This window comes from Actinomyces sp. HMSC075B09, from assembly GCF_001812395.1.
Lineage (GTDB): Bacteria > Actinomycetota > Actinomycetes > Actinomycetales > Actinomycetaceae > Gleimia > Gleimia europaea.
In genome coordinates, this window is sequence record NZ_KV808730.1 from 175,174 (window position 1) to 191,611 (window position 16,438).

Annotated in this window: 14 protein-coding genes; 6 read left to right on the forward strand and 8 right to left on the reverse strand. The window is 55.3% G+C overall.

Annotation, left to right across the window (positions count from 1 at the left end):
* Positions 1 to 2: 2 nt before the first annotated feature.
* Entirely contained in the window at positions 3 to 1,877 is a 1,875-nt protein-coding gene (locus HMPREF2854_RS00800) for an AMP-dependent synthetase/ligase (protein ID WP_070617719.1), read from the forward strand.
* Between the two features lie 73 nt (positions 1,878 to 1,950).
* On the opposite strand, the gene HMPREF2854_RS00805 is transcribed toward HMPREF2854_RS00800, so the two are convergent.
* The 5 genes from HMPREF2854_RS00805 to tig form a co-directional block, all read right to left on the reverse strand.
* The gene (locus HMPREF2854_RS00805; RefSeq protein ID WP_052038855.1) at positions 1,951 to 2,256 is read right to left on the reverse strand and encodes a chorismate mutase; all 306 of its coding nucleotides are present in this window, start codon (positions 2,254 to 2,256) and stop codon (positions 1,951 to 1,953) included.
* A gap of 23 nt (positions 2,257 to 2,279) precedes the next feature.
* The gene (clpX, locus tag HMPREF2854_RS00810) at positions 2,280 to 3,539 is read right to left on the reverse strand and encodes an ATP-dependent Clp protease ATP-binding subunit ClpX (protein ID WP_070617722.1); all 1,260 of its coding nucleotides are present in this window, start codon (positions 3,537 to 3,539) and stop codon (positions 2,280 to 2,282) included.
* 99 nt (positions 3,540 to 3,638) lie between these two features.
* Complete coding sequence (locus tag HMPREF2854_RS00815) at positions 3,639 to 4,256, reverse strand: ATP-dependent Clp protease proteolytic subunit (protein WP_070617725.1); 618 nt, start codon at positions 4,254 to 4,256, stop codon at positions 3,639 to 3,641.
* A 32-nt stretch (positions 4,257 to 4,288) separates the two neighbouring features.
* Positions 4,289 to 4,885 (reverse strand): ATP-dependent Clp protease proteolytic subunit, encoded by a 597-nt coding sequence (locus tag HMPREF2854_RS00820; RefSeq protein ID WP_034508358.1) that lies wholly within the window; start codon positions 4,883 to 4,885, stop codon positions 4,289 to 4,291.
* A 175-nt stretch (positions 4,886 to 5,060) separates the two neighbouring features.
* Positions 5,061 to 6,410, reverse strand: a complete 1,350-nt coding sequence (gene tig / locus HMPREF2854_RS00825; protein WP_070617727.1) for a trigger factor — start codon at positions 6,408 to 6,410, stop codon at positions 5,061 to 5,063.
* Between the two features lie 204 nt (positions 6,411 to 6,614).
* Here tig and HMPREF2854_RS00830 point away from each other — a divergent pair, with 204 nt between their 5' ends.
* Together HMPREF2854_RS00830 and hemH are read left to right on the forward strand one after the other, a co-directional pair.
* Positions 6,615 to 7,028, forward strand: coding sequence for a hypothetical protein (locus HMPREF2854_RS00830; protein ID WP_070617730.1), 414 nt, complete (start codon positions 6,615 to 6,617; stop codon positions 7,026 to 7,028).
* Positions 7,029 to 7,159: 131 nt separating this feature from the next.
* Positions 7,160 to 8,113 (forward strand): ferrochelatase, encoded by a 954-nt coding sequence (hemH, locus tag HMPREF2854_RS00835; RefSeq protein WP_158237774.1) that lies wholly within the window; start codon positions 7,160 to 7,162, stop codon positions 8,111 to 8,113.
* Positions 8,114 to 8,117: 4 nt separating this feature from the next.
* On the opposite strand, the gene HMPREF2854_RS00840 is transcribed toward hemH, so the two are convergent.
* The gene (locus HMPREF2854_RS00840; RefSeq protein ID WP_070617735.1) at positions 8,118 to 8,855 is read right to left on the reverse strand and encodes a trimeric intracellular cation channel family protein; all 738 of its coding nucleotides are present in this window, start codon (positions 8,853 to 8,855) and stop codon (positions 8,118 to 8,120) included.
* Positions 8,856 to 9,070: 215 nt separating this feature from the next.
* Between HMPREF2854_RS00840 and HMPREF2854_RS00845 the strand changes: the two genes are divergently transcribed.
* Together HMPREF2854_RS00845 and HMPREF2854_RS00850 are read left to right on the forward strand one after the other, a co-directional pair.
* Complete coding sequence (locus HMPREF2854_RS00845) at positions 9,071 to 11,605, forward strand: FG-GAP-like repeat-containing protein (RefSeq protein ID WP_070617738.1); 2,535 nt, start codon at positions 9,071 to 9,073, stop codon at positions 11,603 to 11,605.
* On the forward strand, positions 11,605 to 12,915 hold the full coding sequence (locus tag HMPREF2854_RS00850; protein WP_070617740.1) for a hypothetical protein: 1,311 nt from the start codon (positions 11,605 to 11,607) through the stop codon (positions 12,913 to 12,915). Before HMPREF2854_RS00845 ends, HMPREF2854_RS00850 begins: the two co-directional genes overlap by 1 nt.
* A gap of 100 nt (positions 12,916 to 13,015) precedes the next feature.
* Here the strand turns inward: HMPREF2854_RS00850 and HMPREF2854_RS00855 are convergent, their stop codons facing one another.
* Entirely contained in the window at positions 13,016 to 14,368 is a 1,353-nt protein-coding gene (locus tag HMPREF2854_RS00855; RefSeq protein WP_070617797.1) for a peptidase U32 family protein, read from the reverse strand.
* Between the two features lie 106 nt (positions 14,369 to 14,474).
* Positions 14,475 to 15,737, reverse strand: coding sequence for a Fic family protein (locus HMPREF2854_RS00860; protein WP_222563155.1), 1,263 nt, complete (start codon positions 15,735 to 15,737; stop codon positions 14,475 to 14,477).
* Positions 15,738 to 16,025: 288 nt separating this feature from the next.
* Here HMPREF2854_RS00860 and HMPREF2854_RS00865 point away from each other — a divergent pair.
* Positions 16,026 to 16,438: hypothetical protein (locus tag HMPREF2854_RS00865; protein WP_222563156.1), on the forward strand; the 413-nt coding region annotated here is incomplete at its 3' end.

Here is a 16,438-nt window from a genome sequence, read left to right on the forward strand (position 1 = left end):
GCATGAGTACTGAGAGTAACGCTCCTAAGCCCGCGCCAGATTCTGCGCCAGAGGTCCTGGAATGGCACGCCCCGGTGCTGGTGAAAACTGAGGAGCACGAGTCTGTTCCTGCAGTGTTTCGCGAGCGTGTCAAAAGAGGTCCGCGCGAGCCGATGATCGCCCGTAAGGCGCAGATGGGTTCCACTTGGCGAGAGATTTCCGCGCAGGATTTCTTGGACGAAGTGAACCTTGTTGCAAGAGGCCTTATTGGTTTAGGCCTGCAGCCTGGCGATGCAATTTCAATCATGTCGCACACGCGGTATGAGTGGACGCTTGTTGATTTCGCCGCTTGGAGCGCAGGTCTAGTGGTTGTGCCCATCTACGAGACGTCTTCGGTCGATCAGATCAAGTACATCTTGGAAGATGCTGACGTGAAGATGGTTGTGACCGAGACGATGGTCATGGCCCAACTGGTGCAGGCAGCGCGAGTAACACTTGAGCGCTCCGTTCAAGTTCTATCACTCGATAACTCTGCGATTATGCGGATGACGGAGGCCGGAGCCGAGGTCGACGAGGCGGAAGTTGACGCGTGTATTGCTGGCCTTAACATCCATAAGCCAGCCTCGATTGTGTACACATCCGGTACAACGGGGAAGCCAAAGGGAACCGTTTTGACCCACGGGAACTTTGTGACCCTGTGCAAGAACGGACACAAGTGGATGCCGGAAATCGCATTCCGGCGCTCTTCGCGCCTACTGCTGTTCCTGCCGCTTGCTCACGTGTATGCGCGCATGCTGGAAGTTTTCCAGATTACCGGTCACGGAATCATGGCGCACACGCCGAACACGCGTAACTTGCTTTCTGATCTGGAGAGTTTCCGCCCCACTTATCTGCTCGCGGTCCCCCGAGTCTTGGAGAAGATTTACAACTCGGCAGATGCGGCGGCAGGTAGCGGTGTTGCGCTAAAGACGTTCCGTTGGGCTGTCAAGACCGCCATCCAGTATTCGAAGGCTCTGGACACTACCTTGGGGCCATCACGCACGTTGTCGGCTCAACACCAGATGGCTGATGCCATGGTGTATCGGAAGATTCGCGCCCTGCTCGGTGGGAATTGTAAATACATCATTTCGGGTGGCGGCCCGCTGGGCGAAAGGCTGGGGCACTTCTTCCGCGGTGCCGGTATTACGGTTCTTGAAGGCTACGGCCTAACCGAGACGCTTGGCCCCATGTCGGTTAATACGCCTACAGTTTCAAAGATCGGCACGGTTGGCCCGCCGGTTGCAACCGTGGGTGTGCGCATTTCAGATACGGGCGAGATCCTGATTAAGGGCCCAACTGTTTTCTCTCACTACCACAACATGCCGGAAGAAACGGCAGCAGCGTTTGATGAGGACGGCTGGTTCCACACGGGCGACATTGGTTCTTTGGACCGCGATGGTTACGTAACGATCAGTGGACGGCAGAAGGAAATTATTGTTACTGCTGGCGGCAAGAACGTTGTTCCTACCGTTTTGGAAGATAAGCTGCGCGGGCATCCTCTGATCTCACAGGTGGTTGTGGTTGGCGATCTGCGCCCGTTTGTGGCCGCTCTTGTAACTTTGGACGCGGAGATGCTTCCAGGCTGGTTGAAGAATCATAATCTGCCTGCGATGACGGTCTCGGAGGCGATGAATCATCCGGAGATTCTTGCGGCGCTTAACCGCGCGGTTGAACGCGCAAACAAGGCTGTATCCCGCGCGGAGTCGATTCGTAAGATCAAGGTGTTGTCTACGGACTTTACCGAGGCTAACGGAATGCTGACGCCGTCGATGAAGGTGAAGCGCCCGGTTGTTTTGGAGACGTTTAAGGACGAGATCGACGAGATTTATGGCGGTCCCGTACGCGAGGCGGGCGAATAGAACGCTAAGAAGTTGTGGCGAGCATTTCGGTGCTCGCCACTTCTTTGTCTATCTACCCTATGGGCAATGAGGTCTACTCGTTTCGAGCTTCGTATCCCTGTTTGATGTCCTCGTGGTGACGGATCACTTCGGTGACGATGAATTGCAGGAATTTCTCGGCAAATACGGGGTCTAGTCCCGACTCTTCAGCGAGGGAGCGCAGGCGCCTCACTTGTTCTTGTTCACGCGCGGGATCCGCGGGCGGAAGGTTATGTTGGGCTTTAATGTGTCCAACGACCTGGGTACAACGGAAGCGTTCGGCAAGTATGTGAACGAGGGCGGCATCGATGTTGTCGATAGTAGCGCGGGCTTGCGCGAGTTCTTCAGGGATGTCGCTCATGTTTGTCCTTCGCTGAGGTGCAATTAAGCGCTCCGGCTTTTATCGGAGTATTGGCGGGGCCCGTATTCGGGGTCTGCACCGTCGGTGACAACCGCGGAGGTGACGGTTACCTGGCCAACTTGGGACATGGATGGGACTTCAAACATGATGTCCGAAAGCGTTTTTTCGAGGATTGAGGAAAGCGCGCGAGCCCCTGTCCCCCGCTCGTTAGCTAGCTTCGCGATTTCGTGTAGCGCTTCGTTGGTGAACTCCAGCTTCACGTCGTCCAGGTCAAACAGGTGCTGGTATTGACGAACGAGGGAGTTCTTCGGTTCGGTTAGAACCTTGATGAGGTCAGCTTCATCCAGTTGCTTGGTAGAGGTAACAACGGGCAGGCGGCCAATGAATTCGGGAATCATGCCGAACTTGTGCAGGTCTTCCGGAGTTACTTGCTCGTACAGGTCACCGTATTCCGAAGCCGATTTGAGGTCGGATCCAAACCCCGTGGTGCGCTTGCCCAGGCGGGCTTTGACGATGTCGTCCAGGCCGGCAAAGGCACCCGCTGCGATGAATAGAATGCCGGAGGTGTCGATTTCCAAGAACTGCTGGTGCGGGTGTTTGCGCCCGCCCTGCGGTGGTACAGACGCAACGGTGCCTTCAATGATTTTAAGTAGGGCCTGCTGCACGCCCTCACCGGATACATCCCTGGTGATGGAGGCGTTCTCGGCTTTGCGTCCAATCTTGTCGATCTCATCAATGTAAATGATGCCGCGCTGGGCTTTTTCAACGTCCTCGCCCGCAGCTTGAATGAGCTTCAGAAGGATGTTTTCCACATCCTCGCCAACGTATCCGGCTTCGGTTAGTGCGGTTGCGTCAACAATGACGAACGGCACGGATAGTAGCTTTGCAAGAGATCGCGCCAGGTGGGTTTTACCTGTTCCCGTGGGACCTAACAGGAGGATGTTGGACTTGGTCATTTCCATGTCCAGCGGTTCGCCGGTGCGCATGGAGGCGTGTAGGCGCTTGTAGTGGTTGTACACGGCTACGGCTAGGGCCCGCTTAGCTTTGTCTTGAGAAATGACGTAGTCGTTGAGGAACTCGTAGATTTCCTGGGGGCGCGGCGGCTGGGTTAGTTCAGCCTGTTTGGTTTCTTGAACTTCTTCTTGGATTAGGTCGGCGCATAGGTCTACGCATTCGTTGCAGATGTATACGCCAGGTCCGCCAATGAGTTTGACAACCTGTTTTTGGCTCTTTCCACAGAATGAGCATTTGAGTAGTTCAGTTGAATCCGTGAACCGCGTCAAGGATGATCCCCCTTTTGTTGGCACTGTGTGCCTGAAAAAGCTACGCCCAACAGCTCTACTTTAGAAGAGGTTGGGCGTAGCTGCGAGCAGACGCGCAGGCTAGTTGCCTTTACGCGACGTCAGCACTTGGTCGATTAATCCGTATTCGAGGGCGTCTTGCGCTGTGAGGATCTTGTCGCGGTCAATGTCGCGGCGTACCTGTTCGGGCGTGCGACCAGAGTGCTTGGCCAGCGTGTCTTCCAGCCAGGTGCGCATGCGGTCGATTTCTTCCGCCACGATTTCAATATCCGAGGCTTGTCCCTGCATGCCCTGCATCGCGGGCTGGTGAATGAGCACGCGCGCGTTGGGAAGAGCGAGACGCTTGCCGGGTGTTCCTCCGGCAAGGAGGACGGCTGCAGCTGAAGCAGCTTGGCCAAGGCACACGGTTTGAATCTGCGGTTTGATGTACTGCATCGTGTCGTAGATTGCGGTCATGGCCGTGAAGGAACCGCCGGGGCTGTTGATGTACATGGTGATCAGCGAGTCCGGGTCTTGCGATTCAAGCACCAGTAGCTGAGCCATGACATCGTCAGCGGAGGCGTCATCTACCTGCACGCCAAGGAACACGATGCGGTCTTCAAACAGTTTGCCGTATGGGTCTTGGCGCTTGAAGCCGTAGGGCGTGCGCTCTTCAAACTGGGGCAGGACGTAGCGGGCGCTAGGCATTTGGTTGCTCATAGTTGATTCAAATGGTGTTCTCACGGTTCCTCCTAGGCCCCTGCGTTCTCGGTGCCGGACACGGTTGACGCGTTGGTGACGATGTGGTCAAAGAACCCGTATTCGCGGGCTTCTTCCGCGGTGTACCAGCGGTCGCGGTCTGCGTCGAGGTTGATTTGTTCTACGCTCTTGCCGGTGCGTTCAGCGGTGATTTCGGCTAGTTCACGCTTCATTTTCAAGATGAGGTCGGCATTAATGCGGATGTCCGCGGCCGTGCCGCCCACGCCACCGGAGGGCTGGTGCATGAGAATACGCGCGTGCGGGGTTGCAAAGCGTTTGCCGGGCGTGCCCGCGGTGAGGAGGAACTGGCCCATGGAGGCTGCGATGCCCATGGCAACGGTGACAACGTCAGGCTGGATGAACTGCATCGTGTCGTAGATAGCCATACCTGCAGTGACAGAGCCGCCGGGGCTGTTGATGTACAGGTAGATGGGCTTTTCCGGGTCTTCAGCTGCTAGTAGTAGCATTTGCGCACAAATCTGGTTGGCGCTCTCGTCGGTGACCGGCCCGCCCAGCCAGATGATTCGTTCTTTTAGTAGACGCCCGTATACGGCGTCTCCCATCGCGGCGGGCTTAGTGTCTAGGTCCATGCTGACGCCCGTTGAAGTGGTGGTCATTACTTCTCCTACTTCTTGTCTTAAGCTTTCTTCAGCTTAGTAGGACTCGCGCGCATTTTCTTCGCCGGAGCCTGTTTTTCGCTGATGGCGATTAATAAACAGTTTGAGGGCCTGGAACAACTGTTCCAAGCCCTCAAACTATGTGTGATTATTCTGCGGACTCAGCTGAAGCGGAGGAGGCAGAGGATGCCGACTCGTCTGCTTCGTCAGCGCCGGCCTCGGCGAATTCCTCGGCGGATGGGTCGCGCGTGAACTCGGAGAGGTCAACGGCCTCGCCTGCGGTGTCCTTTACAGTGACCTTGCCTAGCGTGAGGGCAAGGGCCTTCGTGCGGGTAAGTTCTGCAACCATGAACTGGATCTGGCCCTGGTCAGAGAACATCTGGCTGGGGTCCATGCCGTTCATCTGGGCGGTCTGCATCATGAAGTCAAACAGTTCCTGCTGGCCAATGTTCGGCTTAACCTGGGCTGCAAGTTCTTCAAGCACAACCTGCTCGCTGATGCGGCGAATCGCGTTTTCCTTAGCTTCCTTCTTCTTCTTTGCGGAAGCGCCTTCTTCAAGGCCCTGCTTGGCCTGCTCTTCAACTACCGACTTCGGAAGCTCAAGCTTTACAGCATCGATGATGTGGTCAAGGAGGCGGTCGCGGGCCTGGAGGGCTTGGTCTGCGCGCTTGCGCGTGCCCGCCTGGGTCTTGAGGTCTTCGCGCAGCTCGTCGATGGTGTCGAACTCGGAAACCATCTGGGCGAAGTCATCGTCCGCCTTGGGCAGTTCGCGAGCCTTCATTGCGGTTACGTTAATGGTGACCTCGGCCTCTTCACCGGCGTGCTCACCACCGGCAAGCTTGGCGGTGAAGGTGGTTTCTTCATCAGCCTTCATGCCGGTTAGGGCCTTGTCCATACCATCGAGCATGGACTTGGAGCCGATCTCGTAAGATACGTCCGAGACGGAGTCGATCTCTTCCTCACCGATCTTGGCAACCATGTTGATGGTTGCAAAGTCGCCCTTCTTAGCCTTGCGCTTGATGGGCTTTAGGGTAGCGAAGCGGGTGCGCAGCTCCTCGAGTTCCTTCTCTACGTCCTCTTCGGTGACTTCAAGAGTGTCAACTTCAAGTTCGACGTCGTCAAGCGAGGGCAGTTCAAACGGGGCGATAACCGGAACTTCAGCTACGAAGGTAAGCTGGCCGCCGGGCGTGCCGGTGGCGTTTGGAATTTCGGTGACTTCAACGTCTGGCTGAGCCATGACGCGAAGCTCGTTCTCGGCGACAACCTGGCCGTAGAAGCGGGGCAGGACCTCGTTGATTACCTGCTCGATAACGGCTACGCGACCAAAACGCTGATCGATGACGCGCGCGGGTACCTTGCCGCGGCGGAAGCCGGGGACGTCAACATTCTTCGCGATGTCACGGTAGGCCGCGTCCATATCCTGCTTGAGGTCTTCGTAGGGAACCTCAACGGTAACTTTCACCTTAGTGGGTTCAAGATTTTCGACAGTGCTCTTCACGTAAACGCACTCCAACGTATATCTAGACTCTGACGGCCTACTTGGCCGATTACAACATGTAAATACTACGTCAAGGCAATGGGTTTTGCGGAACTGCAATGAGTAAAAGGTGACTTACTGCATGTCTTGTATCGGTTTGGCCGAACATTTACAGTTTTCCCGCGTAAAGCTTGCCGGCCTAAAGCTTTGAAGTAGCATTTTTGTATGAGCGTTGAAAATGATGAGTGCTTTTGCCTGCCTGATGATGACCGCTTGTACGAGCCGGATTACGACTGGCTGTGGACGTACCCGCCTCACAATGATGGCTCGGAGGCGCGCCTGCGTATTACCTTGCAAGGCGCTGATGACGGAGCCACGAACTCCTCGCTACCCGATCTGGTTCATAACTGGCTGGACACGCTCCTAGTTTTTGAAGAATCAACTTGGGGCGCTGGCGGCTGGGCGGTTCGTATAGTAAGCGAGGCAGATGATCAGGTTGTGTTGGAGCTGTGGTCTGCGGGCGAGGACGTGGCTGACGGTCTCCAAGCAGGTACGGAGTCTCTTTTTGAGGGTGTTCTGCAAGATACTGACCTGCAGGTAACCTACGAGCAGTTGCCACGCATATCAGAGGAATCTTAGTTCCTCATTAAGCCATACTCCTCCTCAAACTGAGCGATTGTTTTGGCGTGCACGTTAGACGCACTGGCAAAGCTCGCACTATCCGCTAGGCCGCGGCATCGCAGCCGGAATTTTCGGGTAGGATGTGGCGTGTGCGCGGACTTTTGATTGTGAATTTAGGCTCGCCGGACAGTCCGGCTCCGAGCGATGTTCGAACGTTTCTAGCGAAGTTTTTAAGCGACCCGCGGGTGGTTGATTTCCCGCGCGCGGTGTGGTTGCCGATTTTGCATGGCATTGTGTTGCGCGTGCGCCCACGCAAGTCGGGGGCTATTTATAAAACGATTTGGACGCCCGAGGGCTCCCCTCTGGTGGTTTATACAAAACGCCAGCACCAGTTGTTAAAAGAGGCTTTGCCGGACTGGAATGTAAAGTACGCGATGACGTACACCAGACCCTCGATAAATTCGGCTTTGCGCGCATTTGAAGATGAGGGTGTAGACGACGTCACCGTGCTCCCCCTCTACGCACAGACAACGCCGTCTTCAACTGGCGCCGTGGTGGATCAGGTGCTCGACTTTTATCGCAGTCAGGAGCACCACCCGCATCTGCGGATTGTGGGCAAGTGGCCCACTCAGCCCGATTACGTGAACTGGCATGCGAAGCAGATAGCGGATCGGGTCCGCGGAGAAGGTCCTGCTCCGCAGATGATTTTGTTGTCTTATCACGGGGTGCCCCAGCGGGCGGCTCACAAGCCGGAGGGATACCGGCAAGAGTGTTTAGAGACTTCCTCGGCCATCGAATCGCAGCTGCGCCAGTTGGGCGTCGACGTGCCAGTTTTGACCACGTTCCAGTCTAAGTTCGGGCCGGGAAAGTGGCTTGGACCGGCTACGATCGACACGATGGCCAGCCTGCCGGGCCGCGGAATCACTTCGGTTTTGATTGCGACCCCAGCGTTTATTTCAGACTGTATTGAGACGGTTGACGAGCTGGACGTGCTGAATCAGAACGCGTTTAAGGAAGCCGGCGGCCAGCATTACCAGCGAGTGGCTCCCATAAATGACGATCCGGTGATTGTAGACATTGTGAAGGACCTACTGGGCGAGTAAGCGCCTATTCTTCCGTGGCCGCGGATGGCTTCGATGCAGGCGCATCCGCAGGCACTTGTGCGTCGCGGGGCGCGCCCGCTGGGCGGCGGCGGAACAAGAGGGAGCGGAACCGAACGCTACGCAGGCCCAGTGTGACGGCGCCGGGCAGGATCCATTTGAAGCGGCGTGCTACCAGGCCGAACACGGTTGAGAAGATGATCGCGAGCGCCATGCCCAGGTTGTAGTGGCCGGAGGTCTGCATGATTACCATTAGCAGGCTAGCGACGATTGACCAGGTGGCGTACAGGGGTGCCCCTCCGAAGATTAGGGGCTGGCGCCGGGCTAGGAGGTCTCGAATAACTCCTCCACCCGTTGCAGTGGTGACTCCTAGCAGGATTGCGGGCGCCCAGTCTAGGCCCGCAAACAGTGCCTTGGATGCCCCGGTTGCAGACCAGCAGCCAAGGGCGAGCACGTCAAAGACCGCGATTGAGGCTACCGCGAAGCGTGATTTGAACGGGAAGATGTATGCCGCGACGGCGGCAAGCACAGCAAAGGCAAGATAGTACGGGTCGGTGAGGGCGATGGGAAATCCTTGTTGGAGCAGGACGTCGCGGATCATGCCCCCTCCGAGCGCAGAAGATACGGCTAAGAAAAGGAAGCCGATGAGGTCATAGTTCTTGGTGCGTGCAAGGACGCCTCCAAGGAGCCCGTTTCCTAGTACACCAACGAGGTCAACAACGCGAAAAACGAGGTATGGATCCACACGTGCCCCTTAATAATGACAGCCTTGCTAGCCCGTCCAGTTTGTACATGGGTCATCCTAGTGCAAATTTTGCTTGAAACGGCATGCGTCTATTAGTCGAAATGCAGACCGTTATCTTGAGCCTGCGCGGGCGCCCTAAATCAAGGCAGGGCTCGCACAATATATAATTGTATTCATCTATCCACAGTTGTTTTCTGCGCTCTAAGAGGTTCGCTATGCGGCGTGTTCTAGGTTTAGTTTTATCACTCGGTGTTGCCCTCTCGTTCCTGGGAATCCAGGAGGTAGCGTGGGCCGAAGAATCGTTGAACGATGGAAACGTTGCAACTGACACTGATGGCGCGGGACCTACCTCTGGTAGCGAGTTCGGTTCCCCCTCACAGACGCAGCCCGAGTCTACGGAGCAAAATGAGCAACCGGAACCAGGTTTAGCTCCCTCGGGCGAAACCACTGAGACTTCGCGCGATGAGGGCACATCCGCAGATGAACAGACCACAGCTCCTTCAGAGAGTGAGGATGGTGCGCCTACTGAGGAGCTTGAGCTGTCCGATGAGGAAATCCCCGAAGCGGTTGGCGCACCGGAAAGTTCAAATACCTGGCAGATCGGCTCACCGCGTCGCATTGGATTTGGCTGGAACGGCTCGATTTACAACGCTGGCAACTTTGATCGTTACGGCGCCGATGATGTATTCCTTGTTCGCCCTAACGGCGACCTCCACTTTTACCCGCGCACAGAAGCCACCTGGTTTAATGGCACTCGCAAGATTGGCCGTGGCTGGAACAATATGCGCATCTTAATGACGGGTGCAGATTTTGACGGCGATGGCTACACAGACATTCTGGCGATTCGCTACGATGCAGACCTTTACCTCTATCGTGGTAACGGCGATGGAGGCTTCAAAAGCAGTAAGATAATCGGCTACGGTTGGCACGCATTTCAGTCAGTTGTAATGGTGCCGAAAGGCCCGGGAGGCAACCCTGCTCTGATTGGTCAGCGAGGTGACACTACTTGGGTTTACCCAACTAACGGGTCTGGAACGTGGGGCACTCCGTATACGGTCGAGCTACCGGGAGGAATTACCTCATATACGTTTTGTGCGGGAGATCTAGCCGGAACTGGATATTCAACGCTGATGAGGGTGAACGGCTCGAATCTAGAGGTGTTATCGACAACCGATTACAAATCTTTTTCCGCTATGGAGCCTATTAAGCTGAACGGCTTGCCGGTTAAGTACGCAGCTATTAACGGGTTCTCATCGGGCGCGTCAGGCTACCTCGATGTGGTTAATTCTGACCGTGATTTCCTGCAGTATGAGGTGACACGCAAAGTAAAACCAGCCGATCAGGATTCCCCGCCGCTACCGCGTTCGCGAGACATTTCCTTCTCTGCTAGCAAACGAGCTGGCAGTGGCTGGCCAGGTTCTGGCGTATATGGGCTTGGCGATTTTGATCGCGATGACAATCCTGACCTCGGCATCATTAAGAGTGACGGCAGTTTCATGTTCTACCGTGGGAGTGGAACAGGAGGTTTCCGCTCGCCGTATCCCCAGATAGGTTGGGGTTGGGGCTCTCTAACAGTATTGTCAGGTGTTGATGCAGACGGGGATGGTACCCCCGATGTGATTGCCCGTACGACCTCCGGCAAGTTGCTTCTTTATCCTGGGTCCGGCCGGGGTGGGTTCAGCTCGTCGTATGTTATTGGCTATGGTTGGCAGAACTTCACCCACATGTGGCTGGTCCGGCAAGGGCCGGGAGGATCCCCTGCTATTTATGTTCGCAATCCTGATGGAACTGTAGGCGTGTCAAAGTCGAATGGAAAGGGCACGTTCTACTCGGTAGTTCCAACCACAATCCCCGCTTCGATAGCTTCAGATATGCCTCGCGCCTTTGCAAGTGATGACTGGAATAACGACGGGCGGAGCGACCTGCTGGTAATCAGAAGTAATGGGAACCTGGTTATGCTACCGCAGCTATCGGCGGGTGGTTTTGGTGAGCCTCAGGTTATCGGTTGGGGTTGGCACCGTATGCGTTCGTTGCATCCAGGGGCCTTCTCTGCCTCCTCCAAACAGGTTTATGCAGTGCATGAAGATGGCACGCTCTACTTGTACACCGCAACATATAGGGGCTCGAACCGCGGCTTTTCCACGCCGGCTGGTTATGCGCCTAGGGTGCAGGTGAACGGATCGTGGCTGACTCATCCAATTAGTTGGACTGGCCAGCCCGATGGGTCAACTTGTGGCCCTACCTCTATGTACATGACGCTGCGGTATCTGGACGCTGGAAACTCCCGATATGATGGTAAGCCTTTGACGGTTTGGAATCTGGCCGGGCCCTCTTACGCGAATGTGGGTTCGGGCTATACCGGGGGCACATCTTGGGAAGGTAAGCGTCTGTCAGTCGGTTTGAACCGCTGGCGCGGAACCAATGATTATCAGCAGTGGACGTTCCCGTCTGGACGCGATTTTGACGCGAAGGTGAAGAACTCGTTCTTCACCGGTCGCCCCGTGCTCGTAGACACGGTCGAGAACTATGGCGGGCCGCATTACAACGGCCATGTGGGAACGTCCTCGCATATTATCGTTGCGTACAGGTACCACTCGAGTGGAACAGTTGGGTTTGTAGATCCGGGCGGTCCGGGCTCTGCGATTTCGGGGTATTCTGCTAATCGCTACTTTGATTACCACAACGCTGTGCAGTTTGGGAACAACTTCCTGGGCAACTACGGCGGTGGCGGGCACGGCATGGTGTACTGATGAAACGAAGCGCTCTCCCCTGCGCCCTTATTGCCGCATTGGTTCTGGCCGGGTGCACCACGTCAGTTGATAGCAGTGTTGAAAAGGGCACGGATAACCCCGTCCCTTCTGATTCTCAAGTTGCCTCGCAGCAGATTGGCGAGGTGGATTTTAGGGATCCAGAGCAGTGCGCTGCCTTCGCGGATAAGCCAGCTGATCTTGCAAAAGCTGTGGTCGCGGTTAACGGCTCGCCCGTTTCAGGGTCGATTCACGATTTTGCGGCTAACCGCCCGGCTGATTGGTCTGGAGAGTTCAGTGCGAGTAGCGCTGACGGGCAACGCCTGCAGTTCATCGGAGCGGGTGTGGACGGTGTGGTAGCGAGTTTGCAGATTCTTCCCGAGCCCCGACCAGCCCCGCCTTCGAATGCAGGGATTTGGCAGGCTGGTGTTTTCAAACCCTTCGAGAACACCGAGCTGCTCAGCGAGCAACTTCCAGAAGCCGCGGCGCCGGCGGCTCTTGCTGGCACTTTGAACAATGGACGCGCTACTTGGATTGAGCAGTTGGTTGATCCGAAGCAGCCGCCGTTTGCAGGCGAGATGGCCTGGCGAATCATGACGGCTGATTCTGCGGGTGGCACGGCCCGCGAGGTGACCTCGTCTTGGGTATTGACGGGTGAACAAACAGTTCCTGCCCCTACCCCATGGTTTGCCCCAGTGGCGACATCCAGCCACGTATTTGCAGAAACCTACGTTCGTGAAGGCGATACGTGGACCCAAGCGGTTGTGAAAGCCAAGGTGGATGATCCTTCCAAGGTCGAGATAATCAAGCCTGCACGCCTTCCAGTTGCGGTTGGCGAGCAGGTGGCTTGGGTTGAGGACACTACGAATAATGGTTTGGATGCCGATCGCGATGTGTTCACAATCCGCTGGAATGATTCCAGTGATCCGGTGAAGCTCGAGCTGGCAGATTATTTTAAGGTGCAGTGGCTCGCCGCTGATGCGAACAACCTGATTGTTACGTTGCAGGATCGCTGCTCGGCTCGTACATGGACGGGCGCTTTTGACCGTGGTTCCAATAGTTTCAAATCTTGGGGTTACACCCGCGCTGACGGCGTGGCTGCGTCATTAACAGCCGGCGTATACGCGTGGGGCAATGGTTCAGGCAACGTTAATGGCGATATGTACGTGTGGGACCTAGCCGCAGATACGGCTCAGTATCTAGGTTCTACACCCGGATTCTCAGTTCCATTCGCGCTCACTGAGGGCATTGCTAAGCCAGGTTTCCCTGAGCATTCAGAGGTGCCCCTCGTGGCTTGGCAGGTAGGAAAGTAAAGCTCAGCCTGCAGGCAAGCTCAGCCTGCGGGGCCTCGTCCGAAGCGGGCACCAAACGCGCATGCGCACGATGCCCTGCGCTGCGCCGGGCATCGCCCCCCTATCCCCCGTGGTATAGGCGGGCGTGCACGCGAATCATTGCTCCCTTGGGTATCTCGATGTCGCAGGGCATGGAGAATATGCGCGCCGGGTGGTTGATAGTTTCGACCGCGCGGCCCTTGTCATCTTGCAACCCTTGCGCGGGAACTTCCATGACTACGGGCGCGCGCCCGGGGAATAGAATCTCCATTTCTTTGCCGGGTGCAAGCTTGTTCTTGGAGTGCAGGTAAAGTCTGCGCTCGGCCGCGTCATAGTCGGTGACAATGCCGCCCAGCACCCACTCGTTGATGTAGCCGCCCCGGTTCACATCTTCACTAGCCGGGTTTTCCGGGTAGTAGAAGCCCGTGGAATAGGTGCGGTGAGTAACCTTGTAGGGCTCGTCCGCTAACCAACCCGGGTATTCAACAGGCACCACGGGCCGCGGGTTTTCGGGCAGGTGGATTTGGTCATGGAATGGCGTGAGGATATTACCGGCCAAGTCTTCGAAGCCGCGTTGGATCATGTATTCATTCACCGCTGTCTTATAGGCGTTAGTCATGGCGGCAACGTAGTAGGCGCTTTTGGCTCGCCCCTCGATTTTAAGAGAGGTAATGCCGGTGTCAAGGATGTCGTGCATGTGTTCGATGGTGTTCATGTCGTTAGAGTTGAACAGGAAGGTGCCTTGATCGGTGATTTCAACGGGAATGAAGTCACCGGGCCGACGCTCTTCCACAACGTGGTACTTGTATCGGCATGATTGCGCGCAGTCACCGTGGTTGGCATCGCGGCCGGTGGTGTGTTGCGAAATGAGGCACCTGCCAGAAAATGCCATGCACATGGATCCATGTACGAACGCTTCAATTTCGAGTTCATCTGGAGTGTGCTTGCGCAGTTCGCGAATGTCTTCGAGGGATAGTTCGCGGGCGAGCACAACACGGCTTGCGCCTAGCTGAGCAAGGGCGTTGGCGGCCTGGTAGTTGGTGACGCCGGCTTGGGTGGAGATGTGCACTTCGGTGTTGGGAGCAACTTCGCGGGCGGCCATGAGCACGCCTATGTCGGTGACGATGAGGGCGTCCACGCCGATATCCCCCAGCTGCCCCATGTAGTTGTTCATAGCTTCAACTTCGCCGGAACTGGGCAGGATGTTGCAGGTGACAAACACGCGCCCACCACGCTCGTGCGCGTAGCTCACGGCCTCTTCGATGTCTTCGAGGGCGAAGTTCTTGGGCGCGGAGCGCATGCCGAAGTCCTTGCCGCCCAGGTAGACGGCGTCGGCTCCAAAATCGAATGCGGTTTTAAGGGTGGCGAGGTTTCCGGCTGGCGCGAGGACCTCTGGGCGGGTGCGGCGGCGTACGCCTTCAAACAGTTCAGTCACGTGGCCAAGTGTATCGATATCCGCGAGCGGGTGAAGAACGTAACAAGGCGGCCCGTCTTGCGCGCTCCCAAATCCCAAGGCAATCGTGTTTGACAGCCGCATCAAATCAGTCGAAGGAAGGTTTCTCCAGTTCTAAGAACTCCTCACCTTTTGGTGTCAAAGCGAATACTAGCGGACGCCTACTGACTTCTTCGATCAATCCTGCTTCAGTCAACTCTTTAAGCATCGGACGCACGGTGCTCTTCGATCTTTTGAGAAACTTGGATATCTCATCGAGGCTTCCACCCCTTCTTGGACCGAACAGAAGAATCTGGCCGAGCATAAACAATGTTTGTAGGTGATACGGCGTAAGGCTCTTGAACTCCTTATCAATCACATCGATGCGTTGCGAAAGATTCTCAAGATTCACCAGCCGTATACGCAATGATTCCACCAATCGCATTTGAGCAGCTAGCAATATATCCATCATGTCGCTGATAAAGAACGTTACCTCGCCCATATTCATGGGATCTTCTACCTGGAGGAATGCTTTGTAGTATTTCCTCTTTTGCCGCATAACCTCTGCAGAAAGAGATAAAGCCGTTGGCGCAGACAGGATGTTCCGTAAGTTCAACGCAAGCAAGAAGCGCCCAAACCGCCCGTTGCCGTCGTAGAACGGGTGAGTATGCTCGACCATAAAATGACCGACCAGGGCATTCACGAGCATGGGCTTTTTCTCTGCACTACTGACATCAAGCGCAACGCTTAGCCGACTCTTAATTTCCTCTTCCCCCAACACGCCTTTGTGTATGGATTTCGAACCGTCCGTTACGTGCACTTCGCCGAGACGAAACAGGCTACCATCCAATTTATCTTCGCTGGAAACTTCGGCACCAAGGAGTTGGTCGTAAAGCGCACGCAAATCAGTCAGCGTTTGGGGAAAGGTGATCGTTTCGCCGCCGCTATCACCAATGAGTAGCTTGAAAGTACTAGCCATTTCTTGAAAGCGCTTCGGCTGTCCGGGCATATTCTTATCTATTGCCACGTTGAGTGCCTCAGTTACCTCACGCCGAGTTGACTTAACATTCTCAATCTCATTTGTGGATTGTATTTCTTCAACCAGGAGGGTGTAGAAATAGTGATTTTGTGCCACGCCGGGCAACACATTCCACGCTTTCTGGATTTCCTGCTCGATTTTCCATATGGTTTCCGACAACTCATAGATGGCGCGAGTGATAACAGCGAATAGGGGGTTATTTCCAACGTGGTACGGGTACTTTACGGTCGCAGGACTATTTAGACGGTTTTCGAGTTCCACGTTGACAACGCTACTAGCGTCCAGATTCGTCTTATGGAACAGAACACGTAGCGACTTGTAGGTTCCCATCATCTTATGCCTAACGCTTCAGTGACCATGTTTTGAAGTTTCAAAAGAACAAGATCTTTAGCAAATAGCATACGCTCAACTAAACCCTATTTTGCAAAATTTGCGTTTTTTGCGAAATAGGCCGCGCTCAAGAGGCTCTTATTTGCAAAATTCGCCATTTTTACAAATAAGCCTCCCTTTTTATCATGGCAAAACGATCATGCGATCACTCTGCCTCATTTATGGCGTGATTTCCCTTGTATTTCGCGGGCTAAAGCACAAACATACATGCGCATATCGTAGGATCGAATTATGCGCACAGTGTCAAAAGTTTTCATCTCTTTAACAGTGGTACTTGTCCTTGCGATTGCGGGGGTGTTCGGGTTTGCACAAGCGTACAGTGCTAAGGCCCTGCCCCGTACGACAGTTGCGGGTATCGACGTGAGTGGCAAGACGGCAACTCAGATCGAACAGCAGGTTGAGGCTGCCGCGAGCGAACGCACCGTGGATCTCACTATTGAGGGCCAGACTATTAGTACGCCCCTAGCTGATACGGGCTTTAGTGTTGACTCAGCGCAGACCGCGCAGGCGACTCTTAAGCCTTCCTCCTCGATTTGGAGCCGGGCTACAGGCCTCTTGTCATCCCACCACGTTCCTGCTTCGATGAATGTGGATGAGCAGGCATTCACCAAGTTTGTTGAGTCGTTGAACGCAAAAACTCCTTC

What these genes read in the sequence shown, in the direction of transcription:
- HMPREF2854_RS00815 (WP_070617725.1), bottom strand. Translation starts at nt 4,256, where the DNA reads ATGAGCAACCAAATGCCTAGCGCCCGCTACGTCCTGCCCCAGTTTGAA.
- HMPREF2854_RS00800 (WP_070617719.1), top strand. Translation starts at nt 3, where the DNA reads ATGAGTACTGAGAGTAACGCTCCTAAGCCCGCGCCAGATTCTGCGCCA.
- HMPREF2854_RS00860 (WP_222563155.1), bottom strand. Translation starts at nt 15,737, where the DNA reads ATGATGGGAACCTACAAGTCGCTACGTGTTCTGTTCCATAAGACGAAT.
- HMPREF2854_RS00830 (WP_070617730.1), top strand. Translation starts at nt 6,615, where the DNA reads ATGAGCGTTGAAAATGATGAGTGCTTTTGCCTGCCTGATGATGACCGC.
- HMPREF2854_RS00805 (WP_052038855.1), bottom strand. Translation starts at nt 2,256, where the DNA reads ATGAGCGACATCCCTGAAGAACTCGCGCAAGCCCGCGCTACTATCGAC.
- HMPREF2854_RS00820 (WP_034508358.1), bottom strand. Translation starts at nt 4,885, where the DNA reads ATGGACCTAGACACTAAGCCCGCCGCGATGGGAGACGCCGTATACGGG.
- HMPREF2854_RS00850 (WP_070617740.1), top strand. Translation starts at nt 11,605, where the DNA reads ATGAAACGAAGCGCTCTCCCCTGCGCCCTTATTGCCGCATTGGTTCTG.
- HMPREF2854_RS00845 (WP_070617738.1), top strand. Translation starts at nt 9,071, where the DNA reads ATGCGGCGTGTTCTAGGTTTAGTTTTATCACTCGGTGTTGCCCTCTCG.